This is a genomic window from Brevibacillus sp. JNUCC-41 (assembly GCF_014844095.1).
In the GTDB taxonomy this organism is placed as follows: domain Bacteria; phylum Bacillota; class Bacilli; order Bacillales; family DSM-1321; genus Peribacillus; species Peribacillus aracenensis.
This window is the reverse complement of the sequence record NZ_CP062163.1, coordinates 656,373-675,615: the sequence shown is the minus strand read 5'-3', so window position 1 is coordinate 675,615 and position 19,243 is coordinate 656,373. Positions and strand designations below refer to the sequence as shown.

16 protein-coding genes are annotated in these 19,243 nt (G+C 37.5%); 10 read left to right on the top strand and 6 right to left on the bottom strand.

Features of this window, described 5'->3' with window-relative positions; genetic code table 11:
* Positions 1-121 precede the first annotated feature (121 nt).
* From JNUCC41_RS26605 to JNUCC41_RS03300, 3 genes are all read left to right on the top strand, one after another.
* The gene (locus tag JNUCC41_RS26605) at positions 122-2,227 is read left to right on the top strand and encodes an AAA family ATPase (protein WP_228467517.1); all 2,106 of its coding nucleotides are present in this window, start codon (positions 122-124) and stop codon (positions 2,225-2,227) included.
* Positions 2,214-3,260 (top strand): 5-methylcytosine restriction system specificity protein McrC, encoded by a 1,047-nt coding sequence (locus JNUCC41_RS03305; RefSeq protein WP_192206363.1) that lies wholly within the window; start codon positions 2,214-2,216, stop codon positions 3,258-3,260. Before JNUCC41_RS26605 ends, JNUCC41_RS03305 begins: the two co-directional genes overlap by 14 nt.
* A gap of 556 nt (positions 3,261-3,816) precedes the next feature.
* Entirely contained in the window at positions 3,817-6,627 is a 2,811-nt protein-coding gene (locus tag JNUCC41_RS03300) for a DEAD/DEAH box helicase (RefSeq protein ID WP_192206362.1), read from the top strand.
* Between the two features lie 5 nt (positions 6,628-6,632).
* On the opposite strand, the gene JNUCC41_RS03295 is transcribed toward JNUCC41_RS03300, so the two are convergent.
* From JNUCC41_RS03295 to JNUCC41_RS03280, 4 genes are all read right to left on the bottom strand, one after another.
* A complete protein-coding gene (locus JNUCC41_RS03295) occupies positions 6,633-7,046 on the bottom strand; it encodes a (deoxy)nucleoside triphosphate pyrophosphohydrolase (protein ID WP_192206361.1) in 414 nt (137 codons plus the stop codon).
* A gap of 261 nt (positions 7,047-7,307) precedes the next feature.
* Positions 7,308-7,700, bottom strand: coding sequence for a hypothetical protein (locus tag JNUCC41_RS03290; protein WP_192206360.1), 393 nt, complete (start codon positions 7,698-7,700; stop codon positions 7,308-7,310).
* A 17-nt stretch (positions 7,701-7,717) separates the two neighbouring features.
* On the bottom strand, positions 7,718-7,945 hold the full coding sequence (locus JNUCC41_RS03285; protein ID WP_228467515.1) for a helix-turn-helix transcriptional regulator: 228 nt from the start codon (positions 7,943-7,945) through the stop codon (positions 7,718-7,720).
* A gap of 167 nt (positions 7,946-8,112) precedes the next feature.
* Positions 8,113-8,712 carry an FAD-dependent oxidoreductase gene (locus tag JNUCC41_RS03280; protein ID WP_192206358.1) on the bottom strand — a complete coding sequence of 200 codons (600 nt, stop codon included), beginning with the start codon at positions 8,710-8,712 and terminating at the stop codon, positions 8,113-8,115.
* Between the two features lie 161 nt (positions 8,713-8,873).
* Between JNUCC41_RS03280 and JNUCC41_RS03275 the strand changes: the two genes are divergently transcribed.
* Positions 8,874-9,875, top strand: coding sequence for a hypothetical protein (locus JNUCC41_RS03275; protein ID WP_192206357.1), 1,002 nt, complete (start codon positions 8,874-8,876; stop codon positions 9,873-9,875).
* A 52-nt stretch (positions 9,876-9,927) separates the two neighbouring features.
* Complete coding sequence (locus JNUCC41_RS03270; RefSeq protein WP_192206356.1) at positions 9,928-11,013, top strand: S8 family serine peptidase; 1,086 nt, start codon at positions 9,928-9,930, stop codon at positions 11,011-11,013.
* A gap of 314 nt (positions 11,014-11,327) precedes the next feature.
* Here JNUCC41_RS03270 and JNUCC41_RS03265 read toward each other — a convergent pair whose 3' ends face one another.
* Positions 11,328-13,286: an oxidoreductase gene (locus tag JNUCC41_RS03265; protein ID WP_192206355.1), complete on the bottom strand. Its 1,959-nt coding sequence runs from the start codon at positions 13,284-13,286 to the stop codon at positions 11,328-11,330.
* A 340-nt stretch (positions 13,287-13,626) separates the two neighbouring features.
* On the opposite strand from JNUCC41_RS03265, the gene JNUCC41_RS03260 reads away from it, so the two are divergent.
* From JNUCC41_RS03260 to JNUCC41_RS03250, 3 genes are all read left to right on the top strand, one after another.
* Positions 13,627-15,390, top strand: a complete 1,764-nt coding sequence (locus JNUCC41_RS03260) for a sigma-54 interaction domain-containing protein (protein ID WP_192206354.1) — start codon at positions 13,627-13,629, stop codon at positions 15,388-15,390.
* Positions 15,391-15,488: 98 nt separating this feature from the next.
* Entirely contained in the window at positions 15,489-15,629 is a 141-nt protein-coding gene (locus tag JNUCC41_RS03255) for a hypothetical protein (protein WP_181762236.1), read from the top strand.
* Positions 15,630-17,231 carry a sodium:solute symporter family protein gene (locus JNUCC41_RS03250; protein WP_192206353.1) on the top strand — a complete coding sequence of 534 codons (1,602 nt, stop codon included), beginning with the start codon at positions 15,630-15,632 and terminating at the stop codon, positions 17,229-17,231.
* 62 nt (positions 17,232-17,293) lie between these two features.
* Here the strand turns inward: JNUCC41_RS03250 and JNUCC41_RS03245 are convergent, their stop codons facing one another.
* Positions 17,294-17,788: a L,D-transpeptidase family protein gene (locus JNUCC41_RS03245; protein ID WP_192206352.1), complete on the bottom strand. Its 495-nt coding sequence runs from the start codon at positions 17,786-17,788 to the stop codon at positions 17,294-17,296.
* Between the two features lie 197 nt (positions 17,789-17,985).
* Between JNUCC41_RS03245 and JNUCC41_RS03240 the strand changes: the two genes are divergently transcribed.
* Together JNUCC41_RS03240 and JNUCC41_RS03235 are read left to right on the top strand one after the other, a co-directional pair.
* Positions 17,986-18,324, top strand: a complete 339-nt coding sequence (locus JNUCC41_RS03240) for a hypothetical protein (RefSeq protein WP_057276953.1) — start codon at positions 17,986-17,988, stop codon at positions 18,322-18,324.
* A 111-nt stretch (positions 18,325-18,435) separates the two neighbouring features.
* On the top strand, positions 18,436-19,161 hold the full coding sequence (locus tag JNUCC41_RS03235) for a ZIP family metal transporter (protein WP_192206351.1): 726 nt from the start codon (positions 18,436-18,438) through the stop codon (positions 19,159-19,161).
* Positions 19,162-19,243 lie beyond the last annotated feature (82 nt).

The window sequence follows — 19,243 nt, the reverse complement described above, 5'->3', positions numbered from 1 at the left end:
TACTTTTCGTGTAAAAGATAATATGCTTTGATAAGATGGGACCGCTAGTAGTAACTAGGGGTTTATTTGAATTGTAGAATGATATAATTTAAGTAAAGAATTTACTTTTTGGAGGTAAACTATGAATGATTTTGTTAATTCTCAAAAAGAAAAATATAAAGTTTGGGTCACTGAAAATCTGGGTGAAAAAACTGGAATTTGGTATTCACCCTATCTTGAACTACTTGGTTATCTACTAGATAAGTTTGAGCTTGGTACTGGATATAAGCAAAATTTCTTTGATTACCAGTTGTATTCAGAATTTAAAAATGTCTATCAACAGATGACAAAACAAAGTGATGAAGATATAGAAAAATTAGTGACTGGTAAGGGAATACCTCGATATCCAGAAGAGTTTGGAACTAGAAGAATACAATTCAGACAGAAATATGCCGAAGATGAATTTAATCGTGGCAAAAGAAGTAAGCCAGACAATTTAGGGGGGATACCCGACTGGGGTGTTTTACTTAGATCCTATCTAATATTTCTATACTACCATGAAAATCCTACTTTAATTTATCCTAAAAAGGAAAAGAAAATTGCGAATCAAGAAGGTGAAATTGATAATAGCATCAACTATTGGGTTGTTTCGCCGGGGGAACATTCAAGATTATGGGATAATTTTCATTCTGAAAGTGTGATTGGGCTTGGTTGGGATTATCTAGGTGATTTAAATAACTACGATTCTAAGGAAGCGATTGAACGAGAAATATCAGAGCAGAGAGCTGATGGAAAGCGTCCCATCAACGATACAAAAGCTGTGTGGGATTTTTATAGTGTAATTCAGATAGGCGACGTTGTTTATGCTAAAGAAGGAATTAAGAAAATCATCGCTCGTGGAGTCGTTACTGGAGATTATTACTTCGATAGTGGAAAAACTGAGTACAAACATAGAAGAAAAGTGGAGTGGCTGCAAGTTGGTAAGTGGGAACTGCGTCAGACTTTTGCGCAAAAGACTATGACATATCTGAATCCTTACCCAGATCTGATTCAAGAAATTGAGCAGGTGATAAATGACGACATCATTGATCCAACAATTGCGGAAGTAAACGAATTTCGTACTTGGTTATCAAACCAAGTCACAGACAATGGAACCAGTTTGAACGATAAAACGGTTACTCAAAAGGTGAACGCATTAAAGGATATAGAGAGCTACTTTGATACTTCAATATTTGGAGAAACAGATACTGAGCAATTGAAGCAATTGAAAGATGTAGTTGTATCAGATGAATCCTACAGAAAATATAAAGGAGTATCTGGGAGTTCGATTGATTATTACATTCGTTTTATTGAATCTAAACCTACTGTTCAAGAAAATGAACCTTTTTCTACTGATGACTTTCTTTCCGATGTTTTTATCGAAAAAAAGGAGCTGAACCGACTAATTTCTGTACTTGAAAATAAGAAGAATCTCATCATGAAGGGTGCCCCCGGAGTAGGAAAAACGTATATTGCAAAACGTCTGGCTTATGTGATGATGGAAGAAAAGGATGAGACTCGTGTCCAAATGGTTCAGTTCCACCAAAGTTACAGTTATGAAGATTTTATTGAAGGTTACCGTCCGAAAGCTGAAGGTGATGGTTTTGAACTTAAACAAGGTCCATTTGTGAAGTTTGCAAGAAAAGCAGCACGTGATCCTGAGCGTGATTATTTCTTCATTATTGATGAAATTAATCGAGGAAATATGAGTAAAATATTTGGAGAATTGATGATGCTTATTGAAACAGATAAGCGAGGGGAACAAATCAATCTCCTATACTCTAACGATAAATTTTCAGTTCCATCCAACTTATATATCATAGGTATGATGAATACAGCCGATAGAAGTTTAGCGCTGTTAGACTATGCTCTTAGAAGAAGGTTTTCATTCGTCGAAATTAAACCGGCATTTGAAAATGATACCTTTAAGTCGTATGTTGAAAAATTAAATAATCCAGAAGTTTTGGTTCGTGTAATAGATGAAATCAAGAGTTTAAATAATCAAATTGTTGAAGAGCTTGGTACGGGCTTTCAAATTGGTCATAGTTATTTTGTAGGGAGTGCTTATAAAGTTGATTCTGTAAATCGGGTAGAAGAAGTTGTTGAATATGAAATTATTCCTCAACTATTCGAGTATTGGTTTGACGATGAACAGAAGGCTAAGGATTGGGCAGAACGACTAAGGGGTTGTTGCGATGGAGAGAAATAGCAATATTCCAATTCGTAATATCTATTATATGCTTTCATATGCATATCAAACTTTGAATCTTTCAGAATATAAACATATTGGAACAGAAAAGTTTGAAAACGTCAAAGACCTTTATGCAGAAATTTTATCTATTGGAATACCTGTATTAATTCGTGGGGGATTAATTAAGGATTACATATGTGTTGAGGAGAGTTCCACTGTTATCAAGGGGAAAATTGATATAAATTCTTCAATAAAGAAAAATGCGTTGGTAGATAAGAAGCTCGTGGTGATATACGATGAGTTTTCTGAAGATATATTGTTGAATCAAATTATAAAAGCTACTCTTGTTTTCTTATCTCATTCAGCAAAAATAAAACAAAAAACTCGTAGATTATTTTATGGTTTTCTCCCTTATTTTGCTGAGGTATCAGACATAGAGATGAACCTGCAGCTTTGGAAAAATGTCCAGTATAATCGGCAAAATATTCGCTATCAATTTATCATTGATGTATGCAGATATCTTTTTGAAGAGCTATTACTTGATGAAAATTCGACATATCAATTTATGAAGCAAGTACAGGATGAACAAAGGCTTTCGGCTTTATACGAAAAATTCATCTATTCATTTTTCAAACGTGAAACGGATTATCTTGTATCACGTCCTCAAATTCAGTGGAACGTTGATGATGGGTTTATCGAAGCATTGCCAATCATGCAAACTGATATTGTGCTTCAAAAAGGTAATAAAACACTGATTGTGGATACGAAGTTCTATTCAGAGAATATGGTCGCAAGATTTGAGGGAGGGGCGTCAAAACAAAAATCAGGTAATCTCTATCAAATTTTTACTTACGTAAATAATTGGAAAAAGAAATCTACTGAAATAGTAGGTGGCATGTTACTTTATGGTAGAACAATAGCATTAAACCAACCGAACCATACGTACAACATTAAGGGAAATAAAATTTTCGTATTATCTCTCGATTTGAATCAAGACTTTAATGGTATTAAAGCAGATTTGTTTGCATACGCTATTCAATTCTTCAAATAATTCTATAAGAGGATATGTATATTATATGCATTCAGCGCAAGTTGGGTATTTTGCTTTTACATAATAAGTAAATGTGAAGTAAATAAAAAAGTGTTGAAATGCAATGCAATTTGTTAATGAGTACTGTTAACTAACATTGCATTCCTTGTCAGTAAACACTGCTACATCAATTTAAGCTAAAGTTTCCGAGACCTAATAACAACACATGTGGAGTGTGTGGCGTTGATAGAGTTGAAATAGCTTTGTGGCAATAGGTTTAAATATGAAGTGTGTTTAAATGTTCCCTCGGACTATGGTTCGGGGGATTTTTGACCTTGTAAACCTCATTTAGATTAGTTACGGTGAACCGTATCGTAAATGACATTAATTTTATTACTAGTAACATAAGACATTATTTGAAGTAAATGAAGATTATGCAGCTGACCCTCCTGGTTAGCTATTTTTATATGGGGAATTCTATGCTACCATTATCTAAACATAACTGTTCGACAAATTATTCAATGTATCTTTAGCTATCTGAAACATTTTCTTATATAACCACAGTCAGGAGCAAATCATGAACATCGAGAAAAAGCTAATTGTCAATTCAGACAAGGGTAATTTATTAAATGAATTAATTTCTTCTATAAATGAGTGTGAAAAGTTTTATTTCAGCGTGGCCTTTATTAATTATAGTGGTCTTCAGCTGTTGTTGGATACTTTCAAGAATACGGAAAAAAGGGGAGTAAAGGGGAAAATTATTACTTCTACTTATCTGAATTTTACTGAAGCGAAGGCTTTAAAGAAAATAAATGAGTTTAGTAATATCCATTTGAAGATTTTTGAAACAGATAAGGCGATTGGTTTTCATACGAAAGCGTATATTTTTGAATTTAAGGATAGCTATAAGGTGATTATTGGCTCTTCTAATATTACTCAAAGCGCCCTTAAGAGTAATATTGAGTGGAATGTTGAGATTATTGCTAAAGAGGATGCTCAATTTCTTAAAGATGTCTTAAAAGAATATGATGGCTTATGGAATAGTAGTGTCGTAGCGGATGACAATTTCATTAGTAAGTATGAAGAGTTTTTGAGTAAATTAAAGGGCTATACGAATACACAGCAATTTATTTATGAAAGCTCTGAATATATCATTCCTAATAACATGCAAAAACGTGCGGTTGAAAACCTTGAAAGAATTAGATCGTTTGGGGAAAAGAAGGCATTAGTTATAGCAGCAACAGGTACGGGTAAAACGTATATGTCTGCTTTTGACGTAAAGGGATTCAAGCCTAAAAGATTGTTGTTCATTGTACATCGAGAAGAAATATTAAAAAAAGCAAAAGAGACCTTTGAAAAGCTCCTTCCTAATGAAAAACTGACATTTGGATTACTAACTGGGAATCAAAAGCAAAAAAATGCTGATTATATTTTTTCTACCATACAAACTTTGTCTAAATGCTACGAGGAATTTAAACGAGACGAGTTTGATTATATTATCTTTGATGAGGCTCACCATGCAACAAGCCCTAGTTATCAAGCAGTGCTAGAATATTTCGACCCACAATTCACATTAGGGATGACAGCTACTCCAGAGAGAAGCGATCAACAAAACGTCTTTGACCTATTTGATAATAATGTTGCCTTGGAGGTTCGTTTACATGAGGCTTTAGAGGATGAACTGGTTATTCCTTTTCATTATTTTGGTATTACCGACATTGAGGGAATTGATTTAAGTGATGTAGATATTGACGATGTAGCGGAGATAACGAAGCGATTAAAGGTTAACGAGAGAGTCGACTTTATTATTAAGAATATGAATTTCTATGGCCATGACGGTGACAAAAGAAAAGGTCTAGGTTTTTGCGTAACCGTTGAACATGCACAATATATGGCACAAGAATTTAATAGTAGGGGTATTCAAAGTATCTGTTTATCTGGAAATGACTCAGTCGAGCTAAGATCGTATTATATAAAAAAATTAGAAGATGACCATGATGATTTAGAATTTATTTTCACGGTTGATATCTTTAATGAGGGTGTTGATATTCCTTCTGTAAATACCGTATTAATGTTAAGACCTACTAATTCTCCGATCGTTTTTATTCAACAGCTAGGACGAGGACTTCGTAAGCATAAAGACAAGAGTTTCCTAACCGTCCTTGATTTTATCGGGAATCATAGTAAAACGTTCTTAATTGCCATCGCATTAAATGGAAGCCGTTATTATGATAAAGAAAGCTTGAAAGTTGCCATAGCGACTGGCTTTGCAAATATTCCAGGTTGTACGCATATTCAAATGGATAAAATCTCGGAAGAACGGATATTGGCGCAGATTGATAAGGAAAACTTTAATTCTTTGAAGTATTTGAAGGAAGAGTACTTTGAATTTAAGAAAATGAATCAAGGTAAAATTCCTTTATTATTAATGGATTATATGAAATTTGATGGAGCTCCAGATCCGATTAAGTTTATTAATCGCGAAAAAACATATTTGCAATTTGTAGCAAAAGTAGAAAAAGAAGATTCCTTGAAAAGGCTATTACTAGACGAAGATTTTGAAGGAGTATTAAAAGAATTATCAAGTAAGCTACCTTTAAAGAGAGTGTATGAGTTTGCGATTGCTAAATATCTATTGGACCATAATGAGATTTCTTTAGAGACAGCAAAACGTGAGATATTGAAGTTAGTTAAAGAGGTAGATGAAGATAGCGTATTGCATGCCTTGCAGTGTCTAAATCAGGATTTTTATGATCCTGGTCAGAAAAAGAGGAACTTGAAGTTATTTACACTTGAAGATGGTCATTTATCTAAGACCTCTACTTATCAAAAGGTTCTACAGAATGATGAATATAGAACGTATATAGAAGATCTTATTATTTATGGAATCTTTAGATATGAAAAGGAATTTAAAGAAGACTACTATGGGGTGCCACATTTGAAGCTGTATGAACAATATCAAATGGGTGATGCTGCATTACTATCAAATTATCGCAAAAGTCACAGTGCCTTTAGGGGTTCTGGATTACTTTCGAATGGAAATGACTATTTCTTATTTATTGATTTACACAAGGAAGAAGATATTAAAGAAAGCATTAATTACCACGATGAATTTATAAACGAGCGCATTTTTCAATGGCAGACTCCAAATAGTACAGCCCCAAGTTCTGAGAGAGGCAAGAATATTGTATTCAACCAGGATAGAGGGATACATTTACATTTATTTATTAGAAAGTATAAAGAAATAGATGGAAAGACAGAACCTTATATTTATATCGGGAAGGGAAACACGGTGGAATATGAAGGGGAAAAGCCAATTACCGTTACAATGGAATTAGAGAATGAGGTACCAGCTAGTTTATATACGGAGTTCACTAAAAGAGTATAGTCTTCTCATTTGAGAAGACTATTTTTTTCATTGATTAATTGCTCCACAGCTGGAATGTCAGCAGGAGCCCATTTTAGGGAACCTAAATTCTCTCGCTTTAACCATATCAGTTTTGAATGTTCATTGGCAGTTGGGGTACCTCCAATGATTCTAGATTTTATAGACAGTAGGTTAATGATGAAGGTTTCATATTCATGCGTATTATCATTAAAGATTGAAGCCTCTGTTTCAACCTGACATTGTAATTCCTCATTAATCTCTCTTTTTAAAGCAGTAAAAATATCTTCTCCCATTTCTACTTTCCCACCAGGGAATTCCCACATGTTCGGGATACTCATTTCTGGAGAGCGTAACGCACATAGTATTTCATCTTTTTCATTTTCAATGATGGCTGCAACTACTTTAACTTGCTTTTTCATGTTATCCTCCTATAGGTTTGCTCTATGTAATCATACCATTACGGTATGTATAATTAAAAGAAACTGAAGGGGAATAATCAGAATAGAACAGTAAGGTTGAAAGGCACTAAGACTCATGAAAAATTGATTGTTTTTCCACAGCATTTAAAGATAATGATTTAATGATTGTCATGTAAAATCCTCCTTATAATTTTTTACCTTACAATTCTATAAGGGAGGATTTACTAACTTTTTTACAACCTATATGAAGTTTTATTTGGATTAGTGTACAAAACTTTGCACAATTTGTGAAATCATAAAAACTAACAAACTTGATATAATAGCTCCGACCAAAATATTATAGCCTGAAATGAAATCATTATAGAATCCAATTGTTCCAATCATTAAAAAAATCAGAATAAAAACATATGATATAGAGAGAGAAATTAGAATTTTACGAAAAATACGTTGATCTGCAACAACGTAACTACTGTTCCACTTATCATTTTTCTTCTTGACTAAGAAATTAATTACTTGATAACCAATAACAAGAGAAGCTATCCCCCATAAAAACCATAGGTTACCATCATTTGTTAAATTTGAATAACATGAATATCCAAAGGAAAAGAATAAGTACATATAACCAACTAAAATCATCCACTTTTTCAAACGCATAAAGATCCCTCCTGATTTTAATCTGTTTTTTCTTCTAAAAAGAATAATTTTTCGATTGGTTCATTTAATACAGCAGAGAGCATTAAAACAATTCCTATTGAGGGTTCGTATTTTTGTTTTTCCAAAGCAACAATGGTTTGTCTATGTACACCTATTCGATCCGAAAGTTCTTCTTGGGTAAAATCATGTAATCTTCGAAAATACCGTACGTTGTTTTTTACTTTTCCTCTTTTCAAATTTCCCACCTCTTATGTATAGTATTATATACAAAATGGATTAAAAAGAATACATTTTAAAGAATGAAAGGAGTTTATTGGAGATAAAGTAGACAAGAAAATTAAAAACATGAGCTGGTTGTGCCAGACCCATATCCTCAAAAAAGAGACATCCCCCAAAGGATGTCTCTTCTCTTTTACAAACTTATAGCACTCATAATCCCCTCATGCGTAGCTTCCTCTATCGTCCGCGGACCAAAACAATCCCAAATCTGTTTCACAATGAGAGCATGGCCTTTCATTTCTTCGAATAGTTCTGTGTTGGGAATGCGGTCAAGGGAGAGGACGATGGAGTCCCAGTTGGTTAGTTCTTCTTTTTGTTGGTTGAATAGGTTCCGGATGGTGACGTGATCTTCTTTGATTGTCCCGATGTCGTAATGGGGAAGGAGTGTGACGTTTAGGTTGTATAGTTTTTTTAAGTATTCATTTCTGAGATATTGGTGGACGGTTTCGCCGATGTGCAGTCGTGATGATATGAGTGTGACTCCATGGCCTTTTTCGGCTAGATAGATGGCCGCTTCCATTCCTGGCCAGTCGCCCACAAAGTCGAATACGAGTACGTTGTCCCCCACTTTTTTGGTTGAGCTGAAGAGGTCATCACTCATGATGATCCGTGGGTCACGACTCCTTCGATTGCCTTGAGTATAGGGCCGTGAGCCGGTTGCACAGATAATGGCGCCTGGTTTCCATTCGGATATTTCTTGGACGGTGGCCGTTTTGCCTAATTGCAGATTCACATTGCTTCTCATTAATTTCTGGGAGTAGTTATCGAGTGTGATTTCTGCCAGTTTATCCTAAATGGGTATTTTGTCATGATTTTGTTAGGTGGTAAATAGGTAATATGATATAATTATCCTTGTTATATAAAATTTACCTATTATGGATAAGGAGAGTAAAAATGAAAAAATTATTTTGTGCGATATCAACCATTGGTCTGATAAGTAGTTTTTTAGTAAGTCCAACTTTTGCTAATGAAAATACTGACATACTAGAAGGAAAGGTTAATCAAATACTCGAAGAATCAGGATATGATATTGAAACATTAGAAGAAATGGAATTTACTGATAAAGAGGAAATAGCTACAGCAATACTTGAAGATCCTAGTTTAGTTGAGTCTAGTAATACCTTGTTAACAATTGATAATATTTCGACGTTAGAGTATTTTACAAATACTGAAGATAGTGAACTTATTCAAGAAGGATATGAGCAAGAAGAAATAAATAATATTAGGGATAAAATAGATTATATTGATAACTTAAGTAAAAATGAAGTAAAAGAAAAATATAATGTAAGTTCATCAGAATATAAAATGATAAAAAAGGCTATAGAAACTAACCCTGAATATGAAGCTAATGCCGATTCTGGAGAAAAGACTGTAACCACTTCAGGGAGTATTGCCACTTCTAAAATGTCTTTTGGTATGACGAAAGTTAATAACTCTACATCTAAAGCTCCTTCATATAACATTACTGTTACATATAACTGGAAATCGCCTTATTTTGTTGATTCCTTTAGTGATAATATTGGAATTGCATGGGGCGGTGGTTTAAATTCAAAAAATATTTCCTCTACAGCTAAATATTATGCTGGTAACTGGTATACAGGTAAATTTAATAGTTTAAAATACACTAAAAGTTGGAGTAAAAGTGAAACTCCTAATAAGGGAATAGTATTTTCCACAGCTCAATCAAGAGCGGTTGCTACTCAACAAAATAAAACGGGTACTATAAAAGCTACACTTTATCAAACAAAGTTCAAAGGCTATGATACAAAAGTTATTTCACAATTTGCACATAAAATTGTAACAGTAAGCAATATTACAATATCAGGAACTCCCAGCATTACTATAGGTACTGGTTTTGATAAGAGTGCTCAAAAAGCTTCTACAATAAAATATTAAAAATAAGTATATATATTTTAATAATTGATTATTTAGGCAGATGATTAAAAAAATGATAATAAAAAAGAATTTATTATGTATTATACTAATAGTTATAGCGTTTATTGCCATTGTATTTTTGGTATTTAATTATATGGATTTTGAGAAAGAAGAAGTAAACTATGATAAGATAATCCCAGAAAATCAGTGGGCTTTAATAAATAATGGCCAAAAGGTGGAAAATTCTTTTGGGGTAAAAAACTATGATATAAGCGCTAAAGAAGCTTGGAAAGTAACTAAGGGCGATAGAAAAGTAATTGTAGGAATCCTTGACACAGGAATAGATATTTCAAATCCTAATATTTCTGATAATATTTTTTTAAATCAAAAAGAAACTGAAAAAAATGGATTAGATGATGAAAAAAATGGATTTATTGATGATATCAATGGATGGAATTTCTTGAAAAATGACAACTCTGTTTATGATAGATATTTGTCCGATTATCATGGTACATTTATTGCTTCATTAATTGTTGGTAAACATGACCTTAATAATAATGTTTGGGGAGTGGCACCTGAAGTTAACATTCTACCTTTGAAATTTATTAATGGATCTACTGGAAATACTGATAATGCAATAAGGGCAATTGAATATGCATATAAAATGGGAGTTAGAATCATTAATTGCAGTTGGGATAATACTAGTTTTGATACTGGTTTGTACGATACAATGAAAAAATATAAAGATATATTGTTTATTAGTTCATCTGGTAATAATCAAAATAACTTAAAGAAAACACCTGTATATCCATGCAGTTTTGAATTAGATAATGTTGTTTGTGTGGCGGCTGTTAATAATACTGGTAAAATATATGAATACTCAGGCTATGGTAGTGAAGATTTGATTTATGCTCCTGGTGAAACTATATTAGGTTCCTTACCAGAAAATGATTACCTATATTCAAGTGGTGCATCTTTCGCTACAGCTTATGTAACAGGAGTAGCAGCTTTAGTAATAAGTGAGTATGAGGACATTAGTAGTAATGACTTAGCCCAAATACTTAAAATTAGTAAAAAATCGTTAACGAATGCCAACGCAGATGCCTATGACATAATTGATGCTAAAAAAGCTCTCGATAAAGCAAAAGTTATGGAGTAAAAAATTTTATTAGGGATTGATATTATGTTTTATTTACTTATTATTATAATGATAGGAATTTGCTTTCTACAATATAAAATGGTTAAAAAATCTACTATACTTGTAAGTTTGCTTTTACCTATCCTATTTAGTATTGCTTACATCTTTCTTAACTTTGATATTTTTCATATATACGTGTTAGTTTTTTGTATTATACTTTGGTTAATATTTATTTGGAAAGTGCTCAATATTAAAAAAAGGTAAGAATAAAATAGGTCGTGCCATACCTATATAATCAGAGAAGAGACATCCCCCAAAGGATGTCTCTTCTCTTTTTATAAACCTAACACACTCATCATCCCCTCATGCGTAGCTTCCTCAATAGTACGCGGTCCAAGACAATCCCCAATCTGTTTCACAACAGGCGCATGGCCTTTCATCTCTTCGAATAGTTCTGTGTTGGGAATGCGGCCAAGGGAGAGGACGATGGAGTCCCAATCTGTTAGTTCTTCTTTTTGTTGGGTGAACAGATTCCGGATAATGACGTGATCTTCTTTGATTGCCCCGATGTCGTAGTGGGGCAGGAGTTTGACGTTTAGGTTGTATAGTTTTTTTAGGTATTCATTCCTGAGATATTGGTGGACGGTTTCACCGATGTGCAGTCTTGATGATATGAGTGTGACTCCATGGCCTTTTTCGGCTAGATAGATGGCTGCTTCCATGCCAGGCCAGTCACCGCCGAAGTCGAATACGAGTACGTTGTCCCCGACTTTTTTTGTTGAGCTGTAGAGGTCATCACTCATGATGATCCGTGGGTCATTGATTCCTTCGATGGCTGGTGTATAGGGCCGTGAGCCGGTTGCACATATGATGGCGTCTGGTTTCGCTTCGGATATTTCTTGGACGGTGGCAGTCTTTTCTAATTGTATATTTATATTGCTTCTCATTAATTTCCGGGAATAGTTATCGAGCATCGATTCTGCCAGTTCATGCCGCATCGGTGCTTTGCGCATGGTGCGGAGCAGGCCGCCGATTGATTTGCTTTGATCGATCAGTGTAACGGAATGACCTAGTGAATCCGCGGTTATGGCTGCCTGTAATCCGCCAGGTCCGGCGCCGATGACGAGGACATTTTGTTTGTTTCTCGTTTTCTTTAATTCTGGTAATATCCATGCTTCTTTACCTGTTGTTGGGTTTTGGACACAGCCGATCGGCAGTCCTTTATGATAGTGACCTATACAGGCCTGTAAACAGCCTATGCATGCGTCGATTGCTTGAAGGTCGCCGTTTTTTGCTTTGTTGGGCATGTCAGGGTCGACGATTAAGGCCCTGGTCATTCCTACTACATCGGCTTTTCCGGTGGATACGATCTGTTCCGCTTCAACGGGGTCGACGATTCGATTGCCGACAAAGACCGGTACGGCTCCCGCCATCCTGATTTTGAATCCATGTGCAGATAGGTATGCGTGCTTTATCGGTGATGGCGGTACGATATGTGTTGATCCCTCGAAGGTACTTGAATCTCCGGCCGTGACATTGATGAAATCCAATCGGACTTTTTCCGCGAGATATTCGACGATTTGCACGGAATCCTTCATCGTTGTCCCGTCCATCGTCAGTTCATCCGAACTCATGCGAATGCCGACGGTAAAGTCTTCTCCGACTCTATCCCATACTTTCTCCAATATTTCCACAATGAATCGCATCCGATTTTCAAACGATCCGCCGTAGTTATCGGTGCGTTTATTTGTATGCACCGACCAAAACTGGGCAGGAAGATATCCATGTGAACAGCAAATTTCGACTCCATCAAGTCCGCCTTCCTTTGCCAGCTGTGCTGAATGGGCGAACCCTTCAATCACTCCTTCAATATCTTCTAAACTCATTGGCTTTGGCATGACACCGAAGCGAAGGCTGGGAACGGCTGATGGCGCCCATGCCGCATTTCGGTAGTCGCTCGATACGACTTCCCGTCCGCCATGAAATAGCTGCGAGAAAACCTTCGTTCCATACTTATGGAGCGTTTCGGAAATCTCTTTGTAGGCATCGACGATTCTTTGATCATATCCGGCAATCGTTTTGGACGTAAGCATGCCGGATGGGTGTACGGATGCCGCTTCAAGGATGATCAATCCGACGCCCCCTTTAGCACGGGCTTCATGATAGGCGACCATATCCGAAGTGGGGATTCCGTCCGTGACATGATTTGTTTGATGTGCTGTACTTAAGATTCGGTTTTTTAATTCAGTCGAACCGATCGTTAAATGAGTAAATAGATTCTTGAATTGAGCCATGATCATGACCACTCCCTAATGTTAGATAGAATGAGAGTATAGAGGGCACCAATCGCCCTCTACCTATCCCTATACAGGTTCAATATGCAATAATCATGCCGTTCGGGGAATGGTGATGATTAATCGTTTTTTTACTTTGATAAAGAGGGTATGGCCCATGAATCTAGTATTTTATATATAGATAACTGAACCTTTTTTGAAAAGTGGTGATTCATAAAAGGTTCAGCTTTAAATTTGGTTGGTATATGGACATTCGTTGCTAATGAGAGGGGCGCTTATTTCTTTGCCGCCCCAAAAAGTGTAACAAAATCGGTTCGATATCAAATTATGGGGTGATTGTGTGGATACGGAAGTAAAAAAAGAATCACTAATTGTATTTTCCGATATTTCCATTTTGGATATAAAATCCTTACTGAAAATCAATTCTTCTCCTTTTATTGTCATGAAAAATCACTTGGAAATCCTCGGCATATTAGAGGAAGGTTTCTTTTTGAAGAGATTGGATAGTGAGGGTCATGATCAAGAAATCACGGCTTATCTGAATACATCGTTTGTCGTTGTGGAGGATTTAGATAAGCTAAGTGAAGAGGATATGTGCACCTATGATTTTGTGATTCAATATGGCGATAACCAATATAGATGCTATCCGATCACTGAAGCCAGGGAAATTCTGCTTAAACAGAAGATTAAGAGCTTAATAAGCTTAAATGAATCACTACATGAAGAGCTTGAGGTGACAAGAAAGAAGGTCAAAGAGCTGACGCAAATCCTGGATTCCAGCTATGATGAAATTTTCGTGACCGATGCCAACGGGGACACGTTATTCGTGAGTGAAGCGTGTAAGAAGCTTACAGGGCTGCCGCCGGAGGCCTTTATTAATAAGAACATTAAAGAGTTAGTTGAAAAGGGGCTGATCGTCAATTCGGTTACATTAAAGACCATGAAAACGAAAGCGATCCATTCAGCGGAGCAAACGTATCCGCATGGGCTGACTGTATTCAGCACAGCGAAGCCGATTTTTGATGAGGAGGGGAACTTATATAGAATCGTTTCGAATTCCAGGGATATCACCGAATTGGTTGAGATGAAGAGTCAATTGAACAGAGTGAACCTTCGGAACCAGCGAGCCCGGCATGAGAATTCGAGAACCGTTTCGTTCAATAACTTCATTACAAATTCGGATAAGATGATAAAGGTTTTGGAACTAGCTGAAAAAGTCGCACCGATGGATTCATCGATCTTCATCCATGGTGAAACCGGAGTCGGGAAAGGCGTATTAGCAAGGGTCATTCATGATCTTAGCAGCAGAAAGGATAAGAAATTCATTCAAGTGAATTGCGGCGCGATTCCATCGGCATTAATCGAATCCGAGCTGTTTGGCTACGAAAGCGGTGCATTCACGGGAGCCAATAAGCATGGGAAACAAGGGCTTGTTGAGAGTGCTGATGGCGGTACGCTGTTTCTTGATGAAATCGGGGAAATGCCGCTCGACATTCAAGTGAAAATTCTCCATCTGGTCCAGGACAGAACGTTCATGAAGGTGGGAGGAACGAAGGAGAAAAAGGTGAATATCCGCATCATCTCCGCTACAAATAAAGACTTGAAGCAAATGATCAAAAATAATCAGTTCCGCGAAGATCTCTATTATCGGCTGCATGTCGTTCCGATGGAAATACCGCAGCTGCGTGAGCGGAAGGAAGATATTCTATTATTAACCGATTATTTTCTGAAGAAATTCAATGAAAAGTACGGTCAATCCATCGCGATCGATGATCATTCGAAGTTAATTCTGCAGCTGCAGGATTACCCGGGCAATGTTCGGGAATTGGAAAATGTAATTGAACAGATTGTCGTGACGGCCAGGAAACCTATCGTAACGATAGAGGATTTGCCTTCCGACTTAACCTACAAAGATACGGCACTAGTCAATTTAACAGGAATCATTCCCTTAAAAAAAGCGTTAGAGGAAACGGAAAAGCAATTATTGTCCCAGGCCCTTTCCACCTATAAATCAACCCGAAAAATGGCCAAGGCCCTGGAGGTCAGCCAAACGACGATCATGCGCAAACTAGGCAAGTATCAATTTAGCCATCATGACGATTAATAAATTTGCCTCCGTTGAAATCTGAATATTCAAAAACTTGGTATGGATATTGCATATTTAACTATTGATTATTTCTATTTTGATAAGGGGGTCAAAAAATGGGCGAGTTGATTTTCTCTTTAAGTTATGGGGGTTCCTTAATTGTCATGGGGTGGATCACAAAGGTGTTTCTAGTGAAAATGAAAAGAAGTCAAGAAGAGATAAAAGCAAAAGATCCGATTGAAAAGGTGGGGATGTAAGTGGCCTTTCTGCTTGGTATTATCGTATCCTTTTGTGTATATGTCTCGATCGGCATTTTCTTATTCAGGAAAGTGAAAAGCTCAGAGGAGTATTATGTTTCTGGACGGAGCGGAAACACATTGATGATAACCGGTACGCTTGTTGCCTCTTTCCTAAGTACGGTATCTTTCATGGGAGAAGCGGGGTTTTCCTATGAAGGGTATCCGATCCTGCTGCTTATTCTCGTTATTTTTAATGCAAGCGGCTATATTTTCGGGGTATTCCTGTTTGGCAGGTATTTAAGAAGAAGCAAATCATTGACGGTTCCTGAATTTTTTGGTAACCGCTTTCGTTCCAAGAAGGTCCGCCTGGCAGCTGCCATCACGACGATTCTCGGAATCGCAGCATACTTAGTTGCCGTTACCCAAGGGGCAGCCGTTTTATTGGCCGAGGTTTCCGGGGTTTCCTATCCAATAGCCCTGGTGATCATGTGGGTCGTGTATTCATCCTTTACTATTCTCTCAGGTGCGAAGGGGGTCATGGTGAATGATACCGTGATGTTCTTTTTATTCTCGATCGCAACGTATATTAGCTTTCCTTATATTATCAAATCAGCAGGCGGTTTCCCTGATGCCGTTACTAAAGCGGCAAACCTGGCCGAACGGCCTGATTTATTAAGCTGGCATGGCATTACCGGACCTGGCGCAACGATGGGCACTCCTTGGGAAGCGTTGGCCTGGGCAGTCATCATGGGCTTGGTCTGGGGCATTGTCATTGCAGTGAGTCCATGGCAAAGCAGCCGATATTTGATGGCTAAGAATGAACACGTAGCCATCCGGGCCGGCGTATGGGCAACGATATCCATTTTGACCGTCTATTTTTTCCTCCATATCAGCATATCGACAATCACCACCATTAAAGCGGATATCGCACCGACGGAAAAGGTATTCATTTGGGCAGCGATGAATATTGTCCCGACATGGCTTGGAGTCATCATCGTTAGCGGCATCATGGCTGCGGCATTATCATCCTGTTCGAGCTTCCTGCAAATAATAGGAAGCAGTATAACAAGGGATATCATGGAACAATCCCGGAAAAAGGAATACACCGATCAACATCTATTACGGGCCAGCCGCATTTCCATGGTCGTGATCAGCTTGATCATCTTATTCATTGGATTGTTCCAGCCGCCAGCCGTCATGTGGATCGGCTACTTTGCGGCAACATTATTTGCGGCATCATGGGGACCGATTGCCATATCAAGCGTATTTTCAAAGAAGGTAACGAAAGAAGGAGCCTTTTGGAGCATCGTGTTCGGCTTCTTTGGCGTGATTCTCGGAGAAAGCCTCGGCATGTTCGGAATAAGCCTTCCCGTTTACTTCAATCCTGTCATCATAGGCTTAATCTTAAGCATAGGTGCACTCATCATTGGCTCCAAGTATGGAACGATCTCCATCGAAGAAAGGGAGTTTCAAGCAAATATCCTTCAAACCCCATTTGAAATAGACGAGCAAAAAGAAATGAACATCACCCGCAGATACCCAACCTATTTGATGATCAGCGGCGTCATGATCATCATGGTTACACTAGTATTTTATTATTGGCCGATAAATATGAATTGATAGAAATGGCAGGGGAAATCCCTGCCTTTTTTTGAATGAAAAAAGTATCCAGGTTTAATACATTAAGGATGAATCGTGACCGGTGTCCCGATTGGAACGATCCTTGATAATTCCTCCACGTCCCGATTATGCATGCGAATACAGCCCTTTGAGACAGCTCTACCGATCGAGCTGGGATCATTCGTTCCATGAATGCCATAGTGTTCTTTTGATAAACTCATCCACATTGTACCGAATGGGCCTCCGGGGTTTGGGACTTTATTAATGATGATGAATTGTCCTACTGGTGTACCGAATAGCATTCTTCCAACAGCGATTGGATATTGTTTTTGCAGGACTCCATTTTTTAGCAGCCTTAGATTATGATTGTTAACGGACACATCGATTCTAAATGGTATGGTATCAGGAGGGGGAAAACCAGGAATCATGATGGGTTGACCAGGATAAATGACATTTGGATTTATGTTCGGGTTAGCAGTGATGATTGCCGATAGCGGTTTTCGATAGTCCCTGGAAATCTGTGTCAGTGTTTCACCTGGTTTAACTATATGAATCATTCTGAACACCTCCATAGGTTATAGTTGTCATGTTTCATTCTATGTCATTTTTCAAAAGTGTTTCGTAACTCGCTGTTATCTGTTTTTAATGAAACTTATATGTTAAGTAACTTAGCCGAAAAGAAACCGAAATGAAGTTTTGATAAAATAAGTTTTTATGGAAATGAATTTTTTGTTGTTAAAGAGGGGGAATAAAGGTGGAGGAACATGTGAAAAAGGCTTTAGTGGAATGGAATGAAGAAATCAGTGATGTGTTAAATGGGATAGAAAAAGAGTATGAAGAAGTTAAGCGTGATCTTCAGGTTTATTCCTATAAGTTCAATATTACCAAACAAGTTGTACAATCCACTATAAATGATGAAATCATTCGAAATATCCGCGAGCTCTATCATAAACCTTTTGAACAAAAATTGAATGAATTGAAAGAATCAATAAAAGAGCTGGAAGAAAAGAGAAAGGTTTTTCAAATGTTTGTCGATAAAATTGAAAAGGTTAGTGAAAGAGAAGAAGGAAAACCGCAAATATCAGTCATATAAGGCAGCGAATATAACTGCTTTTTTTTGCTGGAATTTACAAAAAGCAGCCCCTTGTTTACCCCAGCATCTACCAGGGTACACTATCCTATAAAAAGGAAATGGGGGAACTCTATGTGGAATGCGGTCTTTTGGGGAGGGGTTTCGGGTTCTGCTGTCCTGCTTGGCGCATTAGCCGCCATCTTCATTCCGATAAAGAAAAACATCATTGGCTATATTATGGCTTTTGGTACGGGTGTATTGATCGGTGCAGCGGCATATGAGCTGCTTGCTGATTCGGTGAGTGATGGAGGAATCTGGGCGACGGGGATCGGATTCATAACAGGGGCCGCCGTATTTACCGCCTTGGATTTTCTTATTTCCAAAAAAGGTGCAGATAAAAGGAAACGGTCCAATAATAGCTCTACGAAGGAAGCAGGCCTAGCCATTTTCATCGGGACGGTGATGGATGCCATACCGGAGTCGATCATGATTGGCGCCAGCTTAATAAGCGGCGGCTCGGTAAGCTGGCTATTGGTCATTGCCATCTTCATCTCTAATATTCCGGAAGGGCTCTCAAGTACAACAGGTCTGCTCAAAAGTGATTATTCCAAGAAGAAAATCATGCTGCTGTGGTTATCCGTATTGCTCATTTCGGCACTTTCCTCAATGTCGGGCTATCTATTCCTCGATCATGCCCCGGACTATATCCTGGCAGCGATGGCGGCATTTGCAGGCGGCGGAATCATCGCCATGATTGCCTCGACGATGATGCCTGAAGCATATGAAGACGGAGGACCGATGACGGGCATTTTCGCCGCCGCCGGCCTGCTTATTTCTTTGGTTCTGGATTCGATGTGATAACGAAAAAGTGATTGTCCCCTTGGAAAGAATGGGGGCAATTTTTTTGTTTGAAATCTATCATAGTAGGAAATGCATAGGC

Coding starts and splice junctions, on each gene's coding strand:
- JNUCC41_RS03265 (WP_192206355.1), bottom strand. CDS start 13,286: ATGGCTCAATTCAAGAATCTATTTACTCATTTAACGATCGGTTCGACT.
- JNUCC41_RS03235 (WP_192206351.1), top strand. CDS start 18,436: ATGTGGAATGCGGTCTTTTGGGGAGGGGTTTCGGGTTCTGCTGTCCTG.
- JNUCC41_RS03245 (WP_192206352.1), bottom strand. CDS start 17,788: ATGATTCATATAGTTAAACCAGGTGAAACACTGACACAGATTTCCAGG.
- JNUCC41_RS03270 (WP_192206356.1), top strand. CDS start 9,928: ATGATAATAAAAAAGAATTTATTATGTATTATACTAATAGTTATAGCG.
- JNUCC41_RS03275 (WP_192206357.1), top strand. CDS start 8,874: ATGAAAAAATTATTTTGTGCGATATCAACCATTGGTCTGATAAGTAGT.
- JNUCC41_RS03290 (WP_192206360.1), bottom strand. CDS start 7,700: ATGCGTTTGAAAAAGTGGATGATTTTAGTTGGTTATATGTACTTATTC.
- JNUCC41_RS03295 (WP_192206361.1), bottom strand. CDS start 7,046: ATGAAAAAGCAAGTTAAAGTAGTTGCAGCCATCATTGAAAATGAAAAA.
- JNUCC41_RS03305 (WP_192206363.1), top strand. CDS start 2,214: ATGGAGAGAAATAGCAATATTCCAATTCGTAATATCTATTATATGCTT.
- JNUCC41_RS26605 (WP_228467517.1), top strand. CDS start 122: ATGAATGATTTTGTTAATTCTCAAAAAGAAAAATATAAAGTTTGGGTC.
- JNUCC41_RS03255 (WP_181762236.1), top strand. CDS start 15,489: ATGGGCGAGTTGATTTTCTCTTTAAGTTATGGGGGTTCCTTAATTGTC.
- JNUCC41_RS03300 (WP_192206362.1), top strand. CDS start 3,817: ATGAACATCGAGAAAAAGCTAATTGTCAATTCAGACAAGGGTAATTTA.